General features: G+C 36.2%; 18 protein-coding genes, 1 other RNA gene and 1 other annotated feature. Of the genes, 15 read left to right on the forward strand and 4 right to left on the reverse strand.

Features of this window, described 5'->3' with window-relative positions; translation table 11 throughout:
- Positions 1-256 precede the first annotated feature (256 nt).
- The 9 genes from dnaN (at position 257) to serS (ending at position 12,481) form a co-directional block, all read left to right on the forward strand.
- Complete coding sequence (dnaN, locus tag B096_RS0109000) at positions 257-1,375, forward strand: DNA polymerase III subunit beta (RefSeq protein WP_018580404.1); 1,119 nt, start codon at positions 257-259, stop codon at positions 1,373-1,375.
- A gap of 2 nt (positions 1,376-1,377) precedes the next feature.
- Complete coding sequence (locus tag B096_RS0109005; RefSeq protein ID WP_018580405.1) at positions 1,378-2,127, forward strand: DeoR/GlpR family DNA-binding transcription regulator; 750 nt, start codon at positions 1,378-1,380, stop codon at positions 2,125-2,127.
- Positions 2,128-2,232: 105 nt separating this feature from the next.
- Positions 2,233-3,159: a 1-phosphofructokinase family hexose kinase gene (locus B096_RS0109010; protein ID WP_018580406.1), complete on the forward strand. Its 927-nt coding sequence runs from the start codon at positions 2,233-2,235 to the stop codon at positions 3,157-3,159.
- A 1-nt stretch (position 3,160) separates the two neighbouring features.
- On the forward strand, positions 3,161-5,017 hold the full coding sequence (locus B096_RS0109015; protein WP_018580407.1) for a PTS fructose transporter subunit IIABC: 1,857 nt from the start codon (positions 3,161-3,163) through the stop codon (positions 5,015-5,017).
- Between the two features lie 128 nt (positions 5,018-5,145).
- Positions 5,146-5,367, forward strand: coding sequence for an RNA-binding S4 domain-containing protein (locus B096_RS0109020; protein ID WP_018580408.1), 222 nt, complete (start codon positions 5,146-5,148; stop codon positions 5,365-5,367).
- Positions 5,357-6,442 carry a DNA replication/repair protein RecF gene (gene recF, locus B096_RS0109025; protein WP_018580409.1) on the forward strand — a complete coding sequence of 362 codons (1,086 nt, stop codon included), beginning with the start codon at positions 5,357-5,359 and terminating at the stop codon, positions 6,440-6,442. The genes B096_RS0109020 and recF overlap by 11 nt, the downstream gene beginning before the upstream one ends.
- Positions 6,442-8,361, forward strand: a complete 1,920-nt coding sequence (gyrB, locus tag B096_RS0109030; RefSeq protein ID WP_018580410.1) for a DNA topoisomerase (ATP-hydrolyzing) subunit B — start codon at positions 6,442-6,444, stop codon at positions 8,359-8,361. The genes recF and gyrB overlap by 1 nt, the downstream gene beginning before the upstream one ends.
- A gap of 9 nt (positions 8,362-8,370) precedes the next feature.
- Positions 8,371-10,887, forward strand: a complete 2,517-nt coding sequence (gene gyrA, locus B096_RS0109035; protein ID WP_018580411.1) for a DNA gyrase subunit A — start codon at positions 8,371-8,373, stop codon at positions 10,885-10,887.
- Between the two features lie 85 nt (positions 10,888-10,972).
- Positions 10,973-11,160, forward strand: a binding site (T-box leader).
- Positions 11,161-11,194: 34 nt separating this feature from the next.
- Entirely contained in the window at positions 11,195-12,481 is a 1,287-nt protein-coding gene (gene serS / locus B096_RS0109040) for a serine--tRNA ligase (protein ID WP_018580412.1), read from the forward strand.
- A 3-nt stretch (positions 12,482-12,484) separates the two neighbouring features.
- Here the strand turns inward: serS and B096_RS0109045 are convergent, their stop codons facing one another.
- Entirely contained in the window at positions 12,485-13,273 is a 789-nt protein-coding gene (locus tag B096_RS0109045; RefSeq protein WP_018580413.1) for an HAD family hydrolase, read from the reverse strand.
- A gap of 98 nt (positions 13,274-13,371) precedes the next feature.
- On the opposite strand from B096_RS0109045, the gene ffs reads away from it, so the two are divergent.
- An RNA gene (ffs, locus tag B096_RS09870) (signal recognition particle sRNA small type) lies at positions 13,372-13,459 on the forward strand.
- Positions 13,460-13,472: 13 nt separating this feature from the next.
- Positions 13,473-14,381 carry a GNAT family N-acetyltransferase gene (locus B096_RS09710; protein WP_244264593.1) on the forward strand — a complete coding sequence of 303 codons (909 nt, stop codon included), beginning with the start codon at positions 13,473-13,475 and terminating at the stop codon, positions 14,379-14,381.
- Positions 14,382-14,403: 22 nt separating this feature from the next.
- On the opposite strand, the gene B096_RS0109055 is transcribed toward B096_RS09710, so the two are convergent.
- Positions 14,404-15,027, reverse strand: coding sequence for a sortase (locus B096_RS0109055; protein ID WP_018580415.1), 624 nt, complete (start codon positions 15,025-15,027; stop codon positions 14,404-14,406).
- A gap of 88 nt (positions 15,028-15,115) precedes the next feature.
- Here B096_RS0109055 and dnaX point away from each other — a divergent pair, with 88 nt between their 5' ends.
- From dnaX to B096_RS0109070, 3 genes are read left to right on the forward strand one after another with little or no spacing between them, the layout of a single operon-like run.
- The gene (gene dnaX / locus B096_RS0109060; protein WP_018580416.1) at positions 15,116-16,957 is read left to right on the forward strand and encodes a DNA polymerase III subunit gamma/tau; all 1,842 of its coding nucleotides are present in this window, start codon (positions 15,116-15,118) and stop codon (positions 16,955-16,957) included.
- An 11-nt stretch (positions 16,958-16,968) separates the two neighbouring features.
- A complete protein-coding gene (gene recR, locus B096_RS0109065; protein ID WP_018580417.1) occupies positions 16,969-17,559 on the forward strand; it encodes a recombination mediator RecR in 591 nt (196 codons plus the stop codon).
- 9 nt (positions 17,560-17,568) lie between these two features.
- Positions 17,569-18,447, forward strand: coding sequence for a hypothetical protein (locus tag B096_RS0109070; protein WP_018580418.1), 879 nt, complete (start codon positions 17,569-17,571; stop codon positions 18,445-18,447).
- Here B096_RS0109070 and B096_RS0109075 read toward each other — a convergent pair.
- Positions 18,410-18,955, reverse strand: coding sequence for a CYTH domain-containing protein (locus tag B096_RS0109075; protein ID WP_018580419.1), 546 nt, complete (start codon positions 18,953-18,955; stop codon positions 18,410-18,412). The genes B096_RS0109070 and B096_RS0109075 overlap by 38 nt on opposite strands.
- Before the next feature lie 42 nt (positions 18,956-18,997).
- On the opposite strand from B096_RS0109075, the gene B096_RS0109080 reads away from it, so the two are divergent.
- Positions 18,998-19,780, forward strand: coding sequence for an NAD kinase (locus B096_RS0109080; protein ID WP_018580420.1), 783 nt, complete (start codon positions 18,998-19,000; stop codon positions 19,778-19,780).
- 85 nt (positions 19,781-19,865) lie between these two features.
- Here B096_RS0109080 and B096_RS0109085 read toward each other — a convergent pair whose 3' ends face one another.
- Positions 19,866-21,077: an FtsW/RodA/SpoVE family cell cycle protein gene (locus B096_RS0109085; protein ID WP_018580421.1), complete on the reverse strand. Its 1,212-nt coding sequence runs from the start codon at positions 21,075-21,077 to the stop codon at positions 19,866-19,868.
- Positions 21,078-21,081 lie beyond the last annotated feature (4 nt).

Raw genomic sequence — 21,081 nt, forward strand, 5'->3', positions numbered from 1 at the left:
AGTTATCCCCAAACTCATAACAGTCTTTTACATACGATTTAGCCTTTCGTTAGTGGGTTTAAGGTAAGTTATACACTTATCCACATGCCCTAGTAATACTAATTAATTCTTTTATACTAATAAACCTATAGGCCTTGAGGACTTTTTATTTAAAAATACTCGAAGCATTGGGTTTATTTTTACGAAAAAAGAATTCAATATAAAGTTCATAATATGATATAATTAATACAATAGTGTTAATCATTTGGAGGGTTATATGAAGTTCAATATAAAGAAACAATCATTTTATAAAGCATTGTCCTCTGTAGGACGTGCAGCATCTACACATTCACCATTGCCAATTCTGTCAGGAATTAAGTTTGAGTTAAGAGATGATGCTTTAACTTTAATTGCGAGTGATTCAAATATTTCAATTAAAGAAGTTTTGTATGCTAATGACGAAAACAAATTGAACGTATACGAAGAAGGTGAGGTTGTTTTAGAATCTCGCTACATCTTGGAGGCTGTACGTAAACTTGATAGTGAGTTTATTGATTTTGAAATCATTGATGGTGCATTAACCCGTATAAGTGGGAATAAAGCAGAATATAATATCAATGGTAGTAAAGCAGAACTCTACCCAACGATTGATTTTACGAAACCTACAAAAGAATTTAAAATGCCAGGTTTTAAATTATCCGAAATTATCCAACAAACAGCCTTTGTTTGTTCAACAAGTGAGGATCGCCCAATTTTTACCGGCGTAAATTTTAAGACAGATGGAAATCTTATGAATTGCGTCGCAACAGACAGTTATCGTCTTGCAAAGAAAACTATCGAGTTACCAACACCAATGGATTTCAATATTTGTATTCCTGCAGTTAATTTATATGAAGTTTCAAAAACAATAAGTGATAATAAAGACGTTCATATCGCTGTTTCAGATAAACTCGTTCAATTTTATGTTGATGCAACATTAATTCAATCACGTTTAATAGATGGTTTATTCCCTGATGTTAACCGTTTAATTCCCGCCGAATATGGTTTTGAATTAACCGTTAACAGTCACGATATGATTAATGCAATTGATCGTTCTTCTTTTTTAAAGAGCGATGGATATTGGACTGTTAAACTTGAAGCATCCAATGAAGGTGTCCTTATCAGTTCAAAATCACAAGAAATTGGGAGTTCGGAAGAAGAATTAAAACCAATTGACTATATTGGTGGAAATTTAAAAATTTCATTCAGTGGACGTTATATGATTGAAGCACTTAAATCGTTTAAAACAGATACTGTTAAAATCTTATTTGTTGGCGAAATGCAGGCATTTATTCTAAAGAATCCTGAAGATGATTCAATTGTTCAACTTGTGCTTCCCGTTAGAACATTCGATTAATTATGTTGAAGAATCAAAGACATTTACAACTTATCCACTACATTGATATGCATCAATTTGCAAAAGTTGAAGAGCTTGCGCAGTTAGTGGATGTTTCCGAAATAACCGTTCGACGCGATATTAATGAATTGGATGAAAAGGGACTGATTCATAAGGTACATGGAGGCGCTACCTCCATTACAATACGCGACTATTCTATTGATATTGAGCTGAATACACGAAACGATGTTAATGCTGATATTAAGGAACAATTAGCACAAGAGGCAGCACATCTTGTTAAAAATAATGCTGTTATTTATCTTGATGCAGGAACGTCTGTTTCTCGCATGATTCCGTACTTAAGAGATAAACATATCACAGTTTATACTCATGGATTACATCATGTTGATGCTTTAGTTCAGTATGGAATTGAATGTTATGTAATCGGTGGTTTTGTTAAGCCAACAACGCGAGCTGCGGTCGGTGGTTTAAGTACACAATATTTAAAACAAATGAATTTTGATCAGGCATTTATTGGTTTTAATGGTCTTGAGGCTACTTTTGGATTTTCTACACCCGATGAAATGGAGGCTGTCACAAAATCGACGATTATAGAACAAGCTTCACAGGTATATTTTATCGGTGATAGTTCTAAGTTTAATCAACGATCAGGTGTCCGTTTTGCTTCTTCGGAAGATGGTGTTTTGATAACAAATCAAGATCCGGGTGCAGGATACGAAAATTATGAAATAAAAGTTAAAGGTGAACATTAAGTTCATCTTTTTTTTTACAGTTATGAGTAAGAATGATATTTTATGATAAATATTGATTGAAACCACTTACATATTATGTTATTCTAGATTTAGGAGGAATATTTTATGATTTATGTCGTTACGCTTAATCCTTCAATTGATTATCACATGACACCACGTTCACTGACTCTCGGGGTCACAAACCGATCTGAGTCGGAGCAAATACGAATTGGTGGTAAAGGTATTAATGTAGGAATTGTTTTAAATAATCTAGGACAAGCATCTACGTGTATTGGTTTTCTAGGTGGGTTCACCGGAAATCACGTTCGAGAAGAGTTGAAGCAGTATCCTCTGATTCACGATGGATTTCTAAATACTGATTTTCCAACCCGCATTAACATCAAACTCGATTACAAAGGTGAGACTGAAATCAATGGAAGTGGACATCCAATTGATGATGAATCAATTGGAAAACTTTCAAGCTTTATCTCACACTTAACGGATCAAGATTTTGTTGTTTTAACGGGGAGTGTTGCAGCTGGTATGTCATACGATTGGTATGTCACAGTGTGTGAAGCACTAGATCAACAGAATATTCCATTTGTTGTTGATGTGAGCACTGATAAACTAATGGATATGATTCCATTCAAGCCTTTGTTAATTAAACCAAATAAGGATGAAATATGTGCCATCCTTGGATTGGATTCGCATAATTTGTCACTTGAACGGCTTGTGTCTGAATCCCGAAAGTTAATGAATAGGGGAGCCAACAATATTATTGTTTCTTTGGGGTCAGAAGGTTCTGTTTTTATTTCGAAAGATGCATGTTACAGGGCATATCCACCGGAAGGAACCTTAGTTGATTCTGTCGGTGCAGGAGACTCAATGGTAGCCGCATTTATCTACGGTTATGTAAATAATTTATCACTGTTGGATTGTTATAAGTTTGCGTGTGCATCTGGAAGTGCTACTGCATTTTCGGATCATCTTGCAATAAAAAAAGATATTTTAAAATTAAAAGAAAATATAATTATCGAAAGGATCAATTTATAATATGAAAAATCTAAATCAGGTTTTAAAACGTAATCTTGTGATATTTGATTTAAAATCTTCCAATAAAGAAGATGTACTGTCTGAAATGGCAACTAAACTAGGTGAAGAAGGCATCGTAAGCGATGTTTCCTCGTTTATTAACACTTTGAAAGATCGAGAAGCCATTAGTACAACTGGTGTTGGTGATGGTATTGCCATTCCTCATGGTCGCAGTGCTGTTGTGTCGGAATCTGTTGTTGTTTTTGGTCGTAGTGAAAAGGGAATTGATTTTGATGCGATGGATGGCAATCCTGCATATTTATTCTTTATGATTGCGACACCTGAAAATTCTGGTGACGATCATCTCGCGATTTTATCCAAATTATCAGGTCTTCTCATGAATTCAGATGTACAAAAAGGACTGAAAAAAGCCTCAACTTATGAAGCTTTACTGGAAGCATTTGATCTTCAAGAGGCTCGTGAGAATGTAATTGGTGAGGATGAACCATATATTGTTGCAGTCACTGCATGTGCTACAGGCATTGCTCATACATACATGGCAGCTGAAAAATTACAAGAAACTGCAAAAGATCATCAAATTGCAATCAAAGTAGAAACGAATGGATCGTCTGGAGTTGGTAATCGTTTAACACCAGCAGATATTGAACGAGCAGAAGCGGTAATTGTAGCAGCAGATATAAACGTTGAGATGGAACGATTTAAGGGTAAGAAATTAATTAAGGTACCTGTTGCTTCAGCTATAAGTCAACCCGAAGTGTTAATTCAAAGAGCGTTAAGTACATCAGAAATCTATACATCTGAATCAACCGAATCCTCGCATGTTGAAAATGAAGGAAATAATCTTTATAAACATTTATTGAATGGTGTATCGCATATGCTTCCATTTGTTGTTGGTGGCGGAATACTTATTGCGATTGCATTTATGTTCGATCAATTGTTGGGAGTTCCAACTGCTGAATTAGCCCAATTAGGTTCATATAATGCATTTCCTGCTATTTTGAAAGACATTGGTGGGCAAGCGTTTGGCTTTATGTTACCAGTTCTAGCAGGATATATTGCTTATAGTATTGCAGACCGACCGGGTCTTGTAGTTGGTTTTGTTGCTGGTGGTATTGCATCAGCAGGGGGCGCGGGATTCTTAGGCGCATTAATTGGTGGATTCTTAGCAGGTTACGCCATGAATGTGATAAAGAAACTTCTGGTAAATTTACCACAAAGTTTGGCCGGGATTAAAACAATTCTCTTGTATCCAGTCCTAGGGGTGCTTGTGACGGGATTATTAATGGTTTTGATTAATATACCTATGAAAACTGTGAATGAATCGATGAATGCCTTCTTAAATGGGTTGTCGGGCACAAATGCAGTCCTTCTTGGCGCTTTACTTGGCGGGATGATGGCGATAGACCTCGGAGGGCCTATCAATAAGGCTGCCTATGTCTTTGGGACTGGGACCTTAGCTGCAACTGCTGCAGGACAAGGAAGTGCAGTCATGGCGGCTGTTATGGCCGCTGGAATGGTTCCCCCACTAGCAGTCTTTGTGGCAACACTGTTATTTAAACATAAATTCAACCCCGAAGAACGCCAAGCGGGTATGACCAATCTGATTCTCGGTGCATCGTTTATTACTGAAGGGGCTATTCCATTTGCTTCCAGTGATCCACTTCGAGTTATTCCAAGTTTTGTTGTTGGATCAGCTTTAACGGGGGCACTGTCATTAGCCTTTAATATTACAGTAAATGCACCGCATGGTGGACTCTTTGTAATCGTGTTAGTCAGTCAGCCTTTGTTATATATTTTATTTATCATTATTGGGGCAATTGTCAGTGGGCTTTTAATGGGTATTTTAAAGCGTAATTAGACGATTTTCACCTTAAACATCACGAAACCACATTTCGTTTAAATAATGTGGTTTTTTGTGCGTTATATGCAGCCGAAAATGATGATTTTTATCCGATTTTATAGTATAATAAGAGGGTATTAAAAAGGATGGGTGCTATGAAAAAAGAGACTCAATATATCACTTTAGGACAATTTCTAAAAGTGGCTGATTATGTTAATTCCGGTGGCGAAGCGAAACATCTTATCCACACGTTTTCAATTCAAGTAAACGGCGAAGAAGAACACCGTCGCGGAAGAAAATTATATCCTGGAGATGTTGTTGTAATTGACGGTAATAAACACGAAATCACAACAGAGCATGAAGGTTAAAAATCTTGAATTACGACAGTTTCGTAATATCCAAAATCTCAATCTATCTTTCAATAAAAATATCAATGTTTTTATAGGCGATAATGGTCAGGGAAAAACAAATATTATCGAATCACTTGTCTATCTTTCTTCAGGGCGATCCTTTCGTGTTAATTCGGACGATTATTTGATTCAATATGGCAGTGACTTCTTAAGTATTGTTGCAGATGTTGAAGATCAAAATAATATTCAAAATCTTAAGGTAGTGCTTAGTAATGCGGGGAAGTATCTCCAAGTTAACCAACAACCTTTAAAAAAAATGACCGAGTTTATCGGTCGTTGTAATGTGGTCTTGTTTAACCCCGAAGATATTAACTTTTATTCTAATAGTCCGAGAAAAAGACGACGTGAGATTGACTTTGAATTGGGGAAAATGTCAAAGCGTTATCTCAATCAATTAAGTTTGTCGAATAAGTTACTATCAGAACGTAATGCATATTTGAAAAATAAGAATGTTGATCAGGATTATCTTGATATCTTAACAGAAAAACTTGTGGATGAATCAATCTTAATTATTGAAATGAGAGCAAAGTTTATTCATGCGCTCAATCCAATAATTAACCATTATTACCACATATTGAGTGATTCAACAGATGAAATTGGTTTGCACTATAAAGCACCGGTTTCCCTTGATGGAAATGTCAGAGATCAATTATTCACAAAAATGCATGATTCAATTCAACGAGATTGCGATTTTAAAGCAACGCAAATCGGTATTCACCGAGATGATTTTGTTTTTATGGTGAACGATATTCCAGTCGTGAATATATCATCACAAGGGCAGAAGCGTATGCTTATAATCGCTTTTAAACTTGCGATTGTTGAATTGATATATCAAAGTCGTAAAACGTATCCAATTCTTTGTTTAGATGATCTATTCTCAGAATTGGATAATGTAAGACGTGAACGTGTTCTAAACGTGTTACACGATGAAATGCAAGTATTTATTACTACTACTGATTTAGACTACGTTAAAACAAATCGTGATAAGGCAGTCTTTAAAGTCTCAAGTGGTAATGTAGAGGAGGTTATTTAATGTCGAATACAAAGGTAGATCATTCATATACTTCTTCCGATATTCAAGTTCTTGAAGGATTGGAAGCAGTACGTAAACGACCTGGGATGTATATTGGTACAACAGCATCACGTGGTTTACATCATTTGGTTTGGGAAATTGTTGATAACGGAATTGATGAAGCTTTAGCGGGATTTGCAACAGAAATTATTGTGAATGTGGATAAAGATAATATCATTTCAGTTTCGGATAATGGTCGTGGGATTCCAATTGGGATTCATGCGAAAACAGGTGTTTCAACTGCTGAAACTATTTTTACAGTTCTTCACGCCGGAGGTAAATTCGGTGGTGGAGCTTATAAAGTTTCGGGGGGGCTCCACGGTGTTGGTGCTTCAGTTGTAAATGCGCTGTCTGAATGGTTAGAAGTTAAAATTTATCTTGATGGTACGGAATATTACCTTCGCTTTGAAGAGGGTGGAAAAGTAGCTGTACCACTTGAAAAAGTAGGAGATACTGACAAAAAAGGTACAACAGTACGTTTTAAAGCAGATCCTACAATTTTTACTGAAACAACCGAGTACTCACATGATGTTTTACGTGATCGTTTACGTCAAATCGCCTTTTTAAACAAAGGTATTAAAATTGTATTTGAGGATGAACGTGAACCTGAGGAAACAAGACGCCTTGAATTTAAATATGAAGATGGACTTCGTGAATATGTTCAATACATGAATGCGAATAAATCACCAATCCATGAGGAAATTGTTTACTGTGAAGGTGAGGAAGATGGTATTCTTGTCGAAGTTTCAATGCAGTATAATGATGGTTTTACACCTAATATTTATTCCTTTTGTAATAATATCAACACTCATGAAGGTGGAACTCATGAAGATGGATTCAAACTTGCATTAACACGTGTTATCAATAATTATGCTAAGGATCATAATCTTTTGAAAAAGGATGATGATGGATTCTTAGGGGATGATGTTCGTGAGGGGTTAACTGCAATTATTTCGGTAAAGCACCCTGATCCACAATACGAAGGACAAACCAAAACTAAATTAGGAAATAGTGAGGTTCGTAAGATTGTTTCTAGTGTCTTTGGAGAACAATTAGATCGTTACCTTCTCGAACATCCGGAAGATGCTAAAATAATCATAGATAAGGCAGCAATCGCTTCTAAAGCCCGTGTGGCTGCTCGTAAAGCCCGTGAGTTAACACGACGTAAAGGGGCATTGGAAGTTTCATCACTTCCAGGTAAACTTGCTGACTGTTCAAATCGCAATCCTTCCGAATGTGAAATCTACATCGTCGAGGGGGATTCTGCGGGTGGTAGTGCTAAGCAAGGTCGCGATAGTAAATTTCAAGCAATTTTACCACTTCGTGGTAAGGTAATTAACGTTGAAAAAGCTCGTCTTCATAAGATTTTTGATAATAATGAAATTCGAATGATGATTACGGCGTTTGGTACGGGTGTTTCAGATGAGATGGATATCGAAAAATTACGCTATCACAAAATCATTATTATGACCGATGCCGATGTCGATGGTGCGCACATTAGAACCTTACTACTCACATTCTTCTATCGTTTCTTACGTCCATTAATTGAAAATGGTTTTATTTATATTGCTCAACCACCTCTTTACAAAATTTCACGAGGTAATAAAATTGCCTATGCTTATGAGGAAGAGGAATTAGATGAATTAAAAGTCGAATTTGGTGATCGTTACAACGTTCAACGATACAAAGGTCTTGGGGAAATGAACCCCGAACAATTGTGGGATACAACAATGGATCCGGAAACACGGACTTTAATTCAAGTTACTATTGATGATGCAATGGAAGCTGATGTTATTTTTGAAACCTTAATGGGTGATGAAGTCGCACCGCGTCGTGAATTTATTCAAGCGAATGCGGAATATGCTGACTTGGATATATAGGAGGACAATATGGAAGATAATACACAAAGTTTTGATAAAATTAAACAACGTAATATTTCTGAAGAAATGAAAAAATCGTTCGTATCCTATGCCATGTCAGTTATTGTTTCACGTGCATTACCAGATGTTCGAGATGGTTTAAAACCTGTACATAGACGTATTTTATATGCTATGAATGATTTGGGTATGACTAGTGACAAGCCCTATAAAAAATCAGCGCGTATCGTTGGTGAAGTAATTGGTAAGTATCACCCTCATGGTGATACTGCCGTTTATGATTCTATGGTACGTATGGCTCAAGAATTTTCATACCGTTACATGTTGATTGATGGTCACGGAAACTTCGGGTCAATCGATGGTGACGGTGCTGCTGCGATGCGTTATACGGAAGCCAGAATGTCTAAAATTTCAATGGAACTCATCCGTGATATCAATAAAAACACAGTGGATTTCATTGATAACTATGATGGTGAAGAACGTGAACCAACAGTATTACCTTCGCGTTTCCCTAATGTTCTTGTAAATGGGGGAACCGGTATTGCGGTAGGGATGGCAACAAACATTCCACCACATAACCTTGGTGAAGTGATTGATGCGACGATTGCGCTTATTAATAATCCGGATATCACAATAAAAGAGCTTATGGAAGAATACATCTATGGACCAGACTTTCCAACGGGTGCACTCTTATTAGGTCGCAGCGGCATTAAATCTGCCTTTGAAACGGGTCGTGGATCCGTAGTGATGCGAGCAAAAGTCGCAATTGAAGAAATGAAAAATGGGAAGACACGTTTAGTTGTCACAGAAATTCCATATCAAGTAAATAAAGCTACTCTTGTAGAGAAAATCGCAACATTAGTTCGTGATAAAGAAATTGATGGTATTACCGACTTGCGGGACGAATCAAATCGTGAAGGAATTCGTATTGTTATCGAATTACGTCGTGAAGTCCAAGCAGAAGTTGTTCTTAATCAATTGTATCGACTAACAGCATTGCAATCTTCATTTGGTGTTAATATGTTGGCGCTTGTAAATGGACGCCCAGAATTATTAAATCTATTACAAGTTTTAAGTCATTATCGCGATCACCAAATTGAAATCGTAACACGAAGAACTCAATTTGAACTTAAAAAAGCAGAAGATCGCGCTCATATCTTACAAGGCTTAATGATTGCACTTGATCATATTGATGAAGTGATTTCGATTATTCGTTCTTCAAAAGATGATCCTGAAGCAATTTCTCGATTAAACGAAGCATTCGAATTATCTGATATTCAAGCTAAAGCTGTATTAGACATGCAATTGCGTCGTCTAACAGGCTTACAACGAGACAAAGTTGAAAGTGAATTTAATGAATTAACACTTCTAATCGTCGATTTAAAAGATATTCTTGCAAACCATGAACGTCTCTTAACCATTATTAAAGATGAGTTAATTGAAATTAGAGAGAAGTTCGGCGATGATCGTCGTTCAGAAATCGTTGAAGCAGACATCGATATGCTTGATGAGGATTTAATTCCTGTTGAAGATATTGTTGTAACAATGACTATGAACGGATATATTAAACGTACAACGGTTGATTCCTTTAATACACAAAACCGTGGAGGTAAAGGTGTTCGAGGCATCAGCACTTATGATGAAGACACTGTTGATCAATTTATCGCTATGTCGACACATGATTACTTGTTACTCTTTACAAATCTAGGGAAAGTATATCGAATCCGTGGATTTAATGTTCCATCTTCGAGTCGAACATCAAAAGGGATTCCTGTAGTTAACTTATTGAACCTTGCAGAAGATGAAACAGTTAAAACACTCGTTAAAGTTGCTAAGGATGATGAATCAAAATTTGCGTTCTTTGTAACAAAACAAGGTATTGTTAAACGAGTAGAAGTGCAAGAATTCGAATCAATCCGTCAGAACGGTAAAATCGCAATCACTTTACGTGAAGATGATGAACTTGTTGGTGTACGAATGACCAATGGTGATAACGAAATTATTATCGGAGGAAGTAACGGTAAAGCTGTTCGCTTTGATGAAAATGAAGTTCGTGCCATGGGACGTACAGCATCAGGAGTAATTGGATTTAATGTGGATGAAGGTGAAGTAGTTGGTATCGCTACTGACAGAGAAGGTCAATATATCCTAGCTGTAACTGAAAAAGGATACGGTAAACGTACTGATATTGAAGAATATCGTCGTACAAAACGTGGTGCTAAAGGTGTTAAAACCGTTAATATAACAGAGAAAAACGGTAATTTAGTTGCACTTCGCGCGGTAAATGGCGATGAAGAAGCATTAATCATTTCAAATGAAGGAACGGTTATCCGTACAGAAATCAGTAATATCGGTATCTATGGACGTTCAACAATAGGTGTTCGTCTAATCAATGTTGGTGAATCCGATTCTGTATCTCAAGTTGCAATTCTTCAACCACCTGTTGAAGAAGAACCCGAAGACATTGAGAACGACACAGAAACTAATAAAGAAACAATTAATGAAAAAGAAGTTGAAATAACAGAATAAAATAATATAAAAGAGCAGGGATCAAATCCTTGCTCTTTTTTTAGCGATTATATTTGACTTAAAATACCTTTATCGCTATAATTTACTTAACTCGTTGAGAGGGATTAATATAATAGTTTTATTTAAGAGAGATGATGGTAGGTGTAAATCATTATAAAACATTATAGTTCCACCCTGGAGAGATTAATTTCGGAAGACAACCGTTATCTGTTAAAGGTATGTTCCACGTGGAACATATGAAGAAGGGTGGCACCACGTTCATACGTCCCTTAAGAGGTGTTTTTTTTATTTTCAAAAGGAGAAAAGCATGTTAGATATTAATCTATTTAGAACCAATCCTGAACTCATCAAGGAAAACCTTAAGAAGAAATTCCAAGAAGATAAAATGGAGATGGTTGATGAAATTATAGCGTTAGATATTGAGTATCGTGCGATTAAAACGCGTGCAGACGAACTTAGAGGGCAAAGAAACGCACTAAGTAAGCAAATCGGCCAACTCATGGGTCAAAAGAAAATCGATGAAGCAAACGCAATTAAAGAACAAGTACAAGCGTTTGCGATAGAACTCAAAGATATCGAAGAACGCGAAGAACCATTGTTTGATAAAATTAAATCCTTAATGATGAATATCCCTAATATTATTGCAGACGATGTTCCGATAGGTAAAGATGATAGCGAAAATGTAGAACGTTATACTGTTGGAGCGGTTACTGAAAAAGGATTTGACATCCCTTACCACACTGATATTATGGAATCATTCGGCGGAATTGACTTGGATGCAGCACGTAAAGTAGCTGGTGCAGGTTTTTATTACTTACAAAAAGACATTGCACGCTTGCATTCTGCAGTTACAACCTACGCACGAGATTTTATGATTGATCGTGGTTATGATTATGTTATTCCTCCATTTATGATTCATCGTGATGTTGTAAGTGGGGTAATGAGCTTTGAAGAAATGGAAAATATGATGTATAAAATCGAAGGAGAAGACTTATACTTGATTGGTACAAGTGAACACTCCATGATTGGTAAATATATCGATACAATCATCGATGGAAACACACTTCCTCACAAACTTACAAGTTACTCTCCATGTTTCCGTAAAGAAGTTGGAGCACATGGGATTGAAGAGCGTGGTGTATATCGTATTCATCAATTCGAAAAGCAAGAAATGGTAGTTGTTTGTCATCCTGACGACAGCGCGGCATTGTTTGAAGAACTATATCATAATTCAGTAGACTACTTCAGAACTCTAGATATTCCAGTTCGTGTCTTAGAATGCTGCTCTGGGGATCTTGCAGATCTTAAAAACAAAAGTGTTGATGTCGAGGCGTGGAGTCCACGTCAAAAGAAATACTTCGAAGTAGGAAGTTGTTCAAACCTTACTGATGCACAAGCAAGAAGACTTAAAATAAGAATTGATACACCCGAAGGACGTGTCTATGCACATACGTTAAATAATACAGTCGTAGCACCACCACGTATGCTTATCGCATTCTTAGAAAATAATCTTCAAGAAGATGGAAGTGTTCTAATACCAGAAGCACTTCAACCTTACATGGGATTCAAAAAGAAAATAGAGCCTAATAAATAGGCTCTATTTTTTTATTAATTTTTGAATTTGGTTCATAACACTATTTTCATTATTAGACCCAATTACTTCGTCAGCAATTTGTTTAACATCATCATGAGCATTTGATACCGCATATGATCGTCCAGCAAGTTCAAGCATTTGAATATCATTGTGGTAGTCACCAAAGGTTACAATGTCCTCAGGGGCGATATGAAGCGCTTCTAAGAGGTGTTTGAGCCCGTTACCTTTATTGACACCACGATGCATTACATCAATCCATACAGCGCCTGCGGTAACTGCATTATACTTCTCTTTTAAAGGGCCTTTTACATAGTGATTATAGTTATCTACGGTGTGTTGTAGACTGCATGCAGTTATTTTAACAATATCAACATCCAAAGCAGTCAGGTCATCGACAATAGAAAAACCAGGATAATACTCCTCGAGATATCCTTCATGAATTGGATCACCGAGTTCAACATATGCACAATCAATACCTGAAGCAATGATCGATGTTTCTTTACACTTTCTAAAAGTGTGGGTAACTGTAGCGATATCTTCTTCTGAAAAAACGGAGTGATAAAGAATTGTTCCATTATGTTCAACAATTGCGCCATTATCAGAAACAAAGGAAAGGTTATCTAAGTAATCTTTAGCCTTTTGTTTAATGCTAAACAAGGTTCTTCCACTTGCGAGAACCATATGAATATCATTGCGTTTAAGATCCCTTAGAACTTCGTCAAAGTTATGAGGGAGTTTAGAATCATCATCTAATAAAGTGTGATCCATGTCTGTTGCCACTAATTTAATCATAATAAACCTCCACTGAAATTATACCATAATGTTTCACGTGGAACATTTAAAATAGTCGTTTAAGTGGTTGCAATTTAGGACAGTTTTGATATAATAACTATGCTACAACAACATAATCTAATTAACCAGGTCAGGGCAGGAATGCAGCAGCCTTACATTAGCTCTTATGTGTGTTGTGGCTCTTTTTGTATATAAGGGGGTGTTTGCAATAGAACATCATCAATTTATGGAAGAAGCGTATCAAGAAGCGCTCGTTGCATACAAACTTAATGAAGTCCCTGTTGGTGCCGTTGTTGTAATGGATGGCAAAATAATTGGTAGGGGACATAATGTTCGTGAAACGCAACATCAACCATCTGGTCATGCAGAAATCGTTGCGATGGACCAAGCGGGTAAATATCTTGGAACCTGGAATTTGGAGGGTTGTACCTTATATGTCACGCTCGAACCGTGTGCGATGTGTGGTGGAGCTATCATGCAATCGAGAGTAAGTACAATTGTTTATGGTTCAAGCGAACCGAAAAGCGGATGTTTTGGCTCGATTATTGATTTCACTCAAATTAATGGTTATCAACACTATCCAAATGTGATTCGTGGTGTTGAGGAAGAAAAAACAAGAAAACTAATGCTCGATTTTTTTAAACAACAGCGAAATAATAAAATAAAAATAAAAAAAATAGATGAAACGCTTTTTGAAGATTATCTTGAAGTGCGCAAAAAGGTATTCGTCGATGAACAAGGGATTGATCCTCAAGAAGAATACGACGTTTATGATGTGTTGGACAATCCTACTGTGCATCATATTGCAGCGATACAATATGGCTCCGTCGTTGGAACAATGCGTTTATATTGCTATGATAAGAAAATGAAGCTAGGGCGACTTGCGGTCTTAGTTTCACACCGAAATCAAAAAATCGCATCACGTTTAATTCGCTATGCGGTCATTCAAGCTGAAAACAATGGCTATAATAGTATTGAATTGAATGCACAACATCAAGCAATAGCATTATATCTTAAACATGGATTTGAGATTGTTGGGAGTCCTTTTGAGGAAGCGGGAATTCAACATTACAAAATGATTAAACAAATAAAAAAGCCAATACTTTAGTTGTATCGGCTTTTTTATTTGTTTAATTAGTTGGTTCCGAACTCTCAAGTTCAGCTTTAATAATTGTTCGATTTACACTGTAATCATTCGCTTCGGTACACGTTACGAGGGTGAGTGTAGCACCTTTAGATTCATCATCGTTGAGAACGGATGTATCGGTATAGGGAACTTCGAAATTATCATATACTTTATAGATATAGGTTGTGTTATCTTCTTTACGATGAAGTTTGATCGTATCTCCTTTTTCGATTTTTTCGAAATCACGGAAGACACAACTCGCACATCGACCATTATGACCGGCAATAGAGAAATTACCTTCCCCAGGTGGGTCAATAGAACGGTTCCAAGCAACTACGTATCGATTTAAATAACTCCAATCATCAGACTTTACAATTAAGTGATTAATATCGAGTTTTTCGATTTCAATCGAACCCCATTTAGCAGTTTCTTGCTTTGAGGGGCCATCTGAGTCATCTTGAGGAAGTGGCGCATTGAGAAAATCTTGTAATTCACGTTTGAGTGCTTCACGTTCAAGATATGAAGAACCGACATCGTACACGATAATCCCAAGTCCAGCAATAATCATTAAAATACCTAAAAAACCAAATAAATTAAATTTTTTCTTTTTCTTAGTATTGTTTTCCATAATCATCCACCTTAACTACATTATATAGATTGTAAAACAGAATATCAATATAATGCCCTCCATGATATAATGATATAAAGGTGATAATATGTCGTATCAATCGTTATATCGAAAATATAGACCTGCACATCTTGATGAAGTTGTCGGGCAAGAACATGTAGTGAACGTACTTAAAAATTCTGTTACTAAAAACAAGATATCACACGCATATCTTTTTTGTGGTCCACGTGGAACCGGTAAAACATCAATTGCGAAGTTGTTTGCCCGTGCGGTGAATTGTGAAAACCCAGATCAAGTAATTTGTGGGGTCTGCGATAACTGCAAGGCTGTCGCTGATGGAACACATCCTGATCTCATTGAGATTGATGCCGCAAGCAATAATGGGGTTGATGAAATCCGTGGTTTAATTGAAAAAGTAAAATACACACCAATTTTAGGGAAGTATAAAGTTTATATTATTGATGAGGTTCATATGTTGTCACAAGGTGCATTTAATGCGCTTTTAAAGACGCTTGAGGAACCACCAAGTCATGTCGTATTCATACTGGCAACCACAGAAATTCATAAAGTGCTACCAACAATTATTTCCCGTTGTCAACGTTATGATTTCAATCGTATTGGCGAAAAAGATATTGCGAATCGACTTGATTACGTTCTTGAAAGTGAACATGTAGAAGCGGAAGCGGGAGTTTCCAATCTTATCGCAACGTTATCGGGTGGTGGGTTAAGAAATGCGCTAACCATCCTTGAACAAGCCATTGTACTTGCAGATGATCAGATTACAATTTCGCAGATTTATGATACAAATGGAATTATAACCGTTGAAGATAAAATAAATTTATTTAATAGTATTTTAAATCAAGATATGGAAGTTTTGGTAGATCAAATTACTCGTATGAATGAAAAGAGTGTAAATATTGATCGACTTATGATGGATTTAGTGAGTGGTCTAAAAGATTCCATTATTTATACCCATACGAAGTTAAGCAACCTAGTAAACGAAAATGAAATCGAATTTATAAAATACTTAGATAACTCAATCCATGTAAATGAACGACTTGTTATAATTGAAACATTACTTGGATATGCGGATAAAATGAAGTTTTCTCAAAACCAAGCAACGTATTTTGAAGTTGCGATGGTTGATGTCTACAATTCTTTTAGTAATACTGTACATCAACCGAAAGTGATTTTAAATCAACCTAAAGAGAATACGGTGTCAGCAGAAGCAATATATCGAGCTGAGAACAATATGAAAGAGAATGCTAACAATTCAGCACTATTCGATAAAACCGAACCTATGAAAAAAAATAAACCGGTTGAAACAAACGATGAAAAAATAAAACAAGAAGTAACTGACGATGTTCTTGAAGATACTGAAATCGATGAAATGGAAATCACAATAGAAAAAACAGTTTTAGAAGCAAATAATACACAAGCACCGGATGCCTTATTAGCAGTTGAGGATGTAGTCCAATATATGGTTTCTGCGGATAAAGCTATGCGAATTAAAGATGAAGCAGCCTATCAAAATATAGATCGTTATAAGATTGATCTTACGTGGGCAAGACCCAGTCGTCTAATAAGTGGTGGTAAACTTGTTCTAAGTAGTAGTTTCTTTGCGGTATTTGCACTTTCAAATGAGGCAGCTGTAAGAGAAGTTGCGGAACTACGCAATCAAGGAGAACTTTATCAGTTCTCAGAAGTACTGTTTGGAGAACAAAAACAAATATTAGCAATCACACAAAATATGTATACAGAAGCCGTTTCTAAATTTCTCCAAATGACTAAAGATGGTAATTTGCCAGAACCTTTAGAACCAAAAGTTTATACGTTTGGGACAGAAACAAAAGAAGAAGAAACAAAAGATGAGAGTTTAGAAAAAGTAAAAGAACTTTTTGGAGAGATTGTTGAAATTGTTGAATCGTGAGGTGGTTTTAAATGTATCCTAAAAAACTCGAACAATTAATTGAATCCTTTATGATGCTACCGGGTGTTGGTCAGAAAACGGCGGAACGTTATGCGCTAAATATTTTAGAACATCATGTAGAAGACATTGAAAAGTTTTCCGAAGATCTTAGCGTCGCACGTAAAGAAATCAAACCCTGTAAGGTGTGTCATAATTTATCTGATGAGGAAGTGTGTCAAGTTTGTTTAGATCCATCTCGTGATCGGTCGATAATTTGTGTTGTTGCAACAGCAAAAGAAGCATTTTCGATTGAAAAAATGAATGAGTATCACGGTGTATACCACGTCCTCGGAGGGTTAATATCCACACATAAGGGCGTTCTGCCAGAAAATCTTAATATCGCATCGTTAATTGACAGAATCGATGAAAATGTAAAAGAAGTAATTTTAGCTTTAAATGCAACAGTTGAGGGAGAAATGACTTCGCTTTATCTCGCTAAAAAATTGGAAGATAAAGTAGAAGTTTCACGTTTAGCATTTGGTTTACCTATTGGCGGTCATTTAGACTATGCTGATGATATGACATTAATGAAGGCTTTTGAAGGTCGTAGTAAAGTCAAATAGGAGGTCCATATGAGCTCAATTGCATATATATCTGATGAAAAAATGATTGAATACCACCGTATCAATGGAAATCAAACAATTAACTTCTGGAGACTGAGTGTTAAGGGTTTTGAACGCTTTGATGTCGGTGATTTACTTTTCTTTTTAGATAAACGGTTAATACATCCTAAAACGAAAGAAAAAGGGATCATCGGTTATGGAAGAGCAAAAAATATTCGGACCATGAGTGTAAAAAGAACTTGGGAACAATACGACCAAATGAATGGCTATACTTCCTATGAAACGTTTGAAGAGGCAATACTGAATCTTACGAAAGACAACAGTCTACCAAGACAAATTCAAAGTATTGAACTCGAACAGGTTAAGTTTTTTGCAGCACCGATTTATCTTAATGAAGTCGATTTTAAACTGACAAAGCGACTTGAATCATTTACTTATCTTGAAGAGGATCATTCGGATGTGTCACTAAAATTACTAGAAAAAGGGAAGCGAATTGGGATTGATGAGTGGTTTACAATTATTCATGACCATGCGTTAAGCGAAAAAGATATCGAAGAAGATATTCATCATCAGCGCATCCGTGATGTCCTTTCAAAAATTCGATGTGAATGGACCAATATACAGGAAACAATGATTCAAACAAATGAGTTAATTTATAAAGTAGGGTCAATCGGTTATACATATCATGGGGCTAAACAAGCTTCAATCTATCTACCTTGCTCTTCGTTAAGAAATCAAATTTATGAATTGTTGGGTATTTCCTGGGTAATAAAAAAAGAACTTGAAGATATCAAGTTCTCATTCGTAATTTGTACTAAAAATCAAACGTCACCAGAACCGTATAAGGCACTTATTCATCGTATGAATTTAGAGCTCTTAGATATTTAGGCTGTGATGCTTTGTATTCAATATTCAGAGAGTTAAGCGTGTCCAAATAATGTGGGTACGCTTTTTCATTGGCGGCATGTAATTCATACTCAAGTTCAAAATCAAAGGAGTTCAAAAACTTGGTATAATCTAAACACCAGACGCCATAAAGGTCAGAATATTCATATCGAACAGTATTACTAAAGGCAATAATTTCCATTGTTTTCATATCAATATTTCGTTCATTGAGAAAATGAATAATTCGATCATCATTGAGTGACTTGTCATTTAAGGTAACCTCGTATTCCAATACACCTTCTTCTTGTGGAACCTTTAATGTGAATTCATAGTTTTTTCCAATAGTGCGAATACGACACATGGATTGTTGGTTGAAAAGCGACCGTTGAGGTGTATCATAATAGGTATTCTCTTGATACTTAGGCTCTTCAAAAGGGAGTGAATCTAAAATTCGATTAAATTCATCCTGAGTAAGTTTTGTTTTATATTCAATTTCGAGATGTTGTTTCATACATATATGGTACAATAAGTTTAGATGAAAAGGAAGTGGGTTATGAAACGTTTCACACTTGTTCAACGTGGTGATGCCGCGTCACAAGACATTTGTACGAAAATACGAGATGCTCTTGTAGAAAACAACTTTACATATGATATAGAAAATCCAGAGCTCGTTATTTGTGTTGGTGGTGATGGAACGCTTTTAAAAGCATTTCATGATTGGTTACATATTATCGATGATGTCGCTTTTGTAGGGATTCATTCAGGCACCCTAGGTTTCTCAACGGATTATACAAAAGACTGTGTCGACCAATTTATAAAAGATGTCATTCATAACGAACCAGTTATTGAAGAAAAGCGGATACTTGAAGCCCTTTGTATCAATGATACACGGGAAATGCATGTTTGTGCTTTGAATGAAATTCGAGTCGAAAATATTGTTAAAACTCAACCGTTAGACATATACATTGATGATTGTTTTTTCGAAACATTTAGAGGGAATGGGGTCTGTATTTCAGGTCAATATGGATCGACGGCCTATAACCGCTCTATCGGTGGTGCTGTTATTTTTCCAGGATTGGATTTATTACAGTTAACAGAGATTTCAGGGATTCATCATCGTTATGCTCGAAGTTTGGATTCGCCATTAATTATGAAACCAGATTCCAAAATTATTTTGAAAAGTGATTCTTTTGACCACGCACTTTTATGTTATGATCACTTACACAAACATTTAGATGGTATCCATGAGATAAGAATCTCTAGTTATCCTAAAGTAATGCGCTTTGCACGATTCAATGATATCCCACATATTCAACGCCTGAATGCGTTGTTTTAAAAAAAGTATGACGAGTTGTCATACTTTTTCTTTTATTTAATATTATCCACACCAGAGTTGTGGTTGCGATATAAATTTAGTTTTTTCAATGTTTATGTAAATTCACTGTTTCGCTATACATATGAAGAGCAACGGCAATGGGTATCATGTAGGACACCAGAGAAGAACCTCCATACGATATAAAAGGTAAGGTAATTCCTGTAATTGGAAGGATTCCAAGAATCATTCCAATATTCTGTAAATCTTGAAAGACAATCATTCCAATGATGCCCATCATCATATAACGTTCCTTCGGAAGATTGCTCCGAAGAGTGTTGATAATTAATTTAATATCAAACGTAAATGAAAGAATAACTACGAGCGATGCTCCGATAAAACCAAAGTTTTGGGAGATGACCGCAAAAATAAAGTCTGTTTGAGGCTCTGGAAATTGTGCAATAACTGACCCTAAAGGATGACCTGTTAATCCAGCAGTACCAAGTGATAAAAGTGCTTGAAATAATTGGTATCCATATGTTTGTGGGTATTTCTCGTAGTCAAGCCAACCATAGAAGCGTGTCAGTCGGTAATGTGTTGCGCCCCCACCAAGAATTGTATTCAAGAGTTCTTGGTTATTGTAGTAGAGCCAGACAATACCAAGAAGAAGTCCCAAGGCTAACCCAACAATTACGAAGAACCATTCTCTACGAACCCCAGATAAGAAAAACATCGTTGCGAGACTAACCAAAATAACGATTGGAACACCTGTATCAGGTTGTAGAAAGATAAGAATAAAGGGTGGAAGTACATACTTCAACATTTTAAAAATAAGCTCGAAATCACTTCTAAATGAATACTCTGTTTTTAATGAATTATGTTCGTGAATCGTATTCGCAGTTTTTATTACCAAGACAATTTTCATAAATTCACTTGGTTGGAATGATCCAATTCCGGGAATAGAATACCACGCATGGGTTCCGTTAATTTCGGGAGCGAAGCGTAGGTTAATTCCAAAGCGGGAAGTAAGAATCCGTGCTACGACGAGGCCGAGCAGACAAACCATAAGAATCCAATAGGCAATGTCGACGGCTGTAAAGATCCTATCAACGCCGATTTTTAGTAGAAAGGCGACAACTGCTAGCCCTACAAGAATCCAACTTACTTGTTTAATGACGAGATTTATCCCGCCATCTTGATTCATAAGTGGTGCTGCAAGATGAATTGCAACTAGGCTAACGCCAAATAACGCAAAGAGCAAGACAATAAGTGTCACATCAAGCGTGAAGTGTCGTTTGCTTTCATTTATAAATTTGTTCATCGTG

It is taken from the genome of Erysipelothrix tonsillarum DSM 14972, from assembly GCF_000373785.1.
GTDB lineage: Bacteria > Bacillota_I > Bacilli_A > Erysipelotrichales > Erysipelotrichaceae > Erysipelothrix > Erysipelothrix tonsillarum.

Bases quoted from the DNA above. Each gene is read 5' to 3' on its own strand.
- dnaN (WP_018580404.1), top strand. From the start codon at position 257: ATGAAGTTCAATATAAAGAAACAATCATTTTATAAAGCATTGTCCTCT.
- B096_RS0109005 (WP_018580405.1), top strand. From the start codon at position 1,378: ATGTTGAAGAATCAAAGACATTTACAACTTATCCACTACATTGATATG.
- B096_RS0109010 (WP_018580406.1), top strand. From the start codon at position 2,233: ATGATTTATGTCGTTACGCTTAATCCTTCAATTGATTATCACATGACA.
- B096_RS0109015 (WP_018580407.1), top strand. From the start codon at position 3,161: ATGAAAAATCTAAATCAGGTTTTAAAACGTAATCTTGTGATATTTGAT.
- B096_RS0109020 (WP_018580408.1), top strand. From the start codon at position 5,146: ATGGGTGCTATGAAAAAAGAGACTCAATATATCACTTTAGGACAATTT.
- recF (WP_018580409.1), top strand. From the start codon at position 5,357: ATGAAGGTTAAAAATCTTGAATTACGACAGTTTCGTAATATCCAAAAT.
- gyrB (WP_018580410.1), top strand. From the start codon at position 6,442: ATGTCGAATACAAAGGTAGATCATTCATATACTTCTTCCGATATTCAA.
- gyrA (WP_018580411.1), top strand. From the start codon at position 8,371: ATGGAAGATAATACACAAAGTTTTGATAAAATTAAACAACGTAATATT.
- serS (WP_018580412.1), top strand. From the start codon at position 11,195: ATGTTAGATATTAATCTATTTAGAACCAATCCTGAACTCATCAAGGAA.
- B096_RS0109045 (WP_018580413.1), bottom strand. From the start codon at position 13,273: ATGATTAAATTAGTGGCAACAGACATGGATCACACTTTATTAGATGAT.
- B096_RS0109055 (WP_018580415.1), bottom strand. From the start codon at position 15,027: ATGGAAAACAATACTAAGAAAAAGAAAAAATTTAATTTATTTGGTTTT.
- dnaX (WP_018580416.1), top strand. From the start codon at position 15,116: ATGTCGTATCAATCGTTATATCGAAAATATAGACCTGCACATCTTGAT.
- recR (WP_018580417.1), top strand. From the start codon at position 16,969: ATGTATCCTAAAAAACTCGAACAATTAATTGAATCCTTTATGATGCTA.
- B096_RS0109070 (WP_018580418.1), top strand. From the start codon at position 17,569: ATGAGCTCAATTGCATATATATCTGATGAAAAAATGATTGAATACCAC.
- B096_RS0109075 (WP_018580419.1), bottom strand. From the start codon at position 18,955: ATGAAACAACATCTCGAAATTGAATATAAAACAAAACTTACTCAGGAT.
- B096_RS0109080 (WP_018580420.1), top strand. From the start codon at position 18,998: ATGAAACGTTTCACACTTGTTCAACGTGGTGATGCCGCGTCACAAGAC.
- B096_RS0109085 (WP_018580421.1), bottom strand. From the start codon at position 21,077: ATGAACAAATTTATAAATGAAAGCAAACGACACTTCACGCTTGATGTG.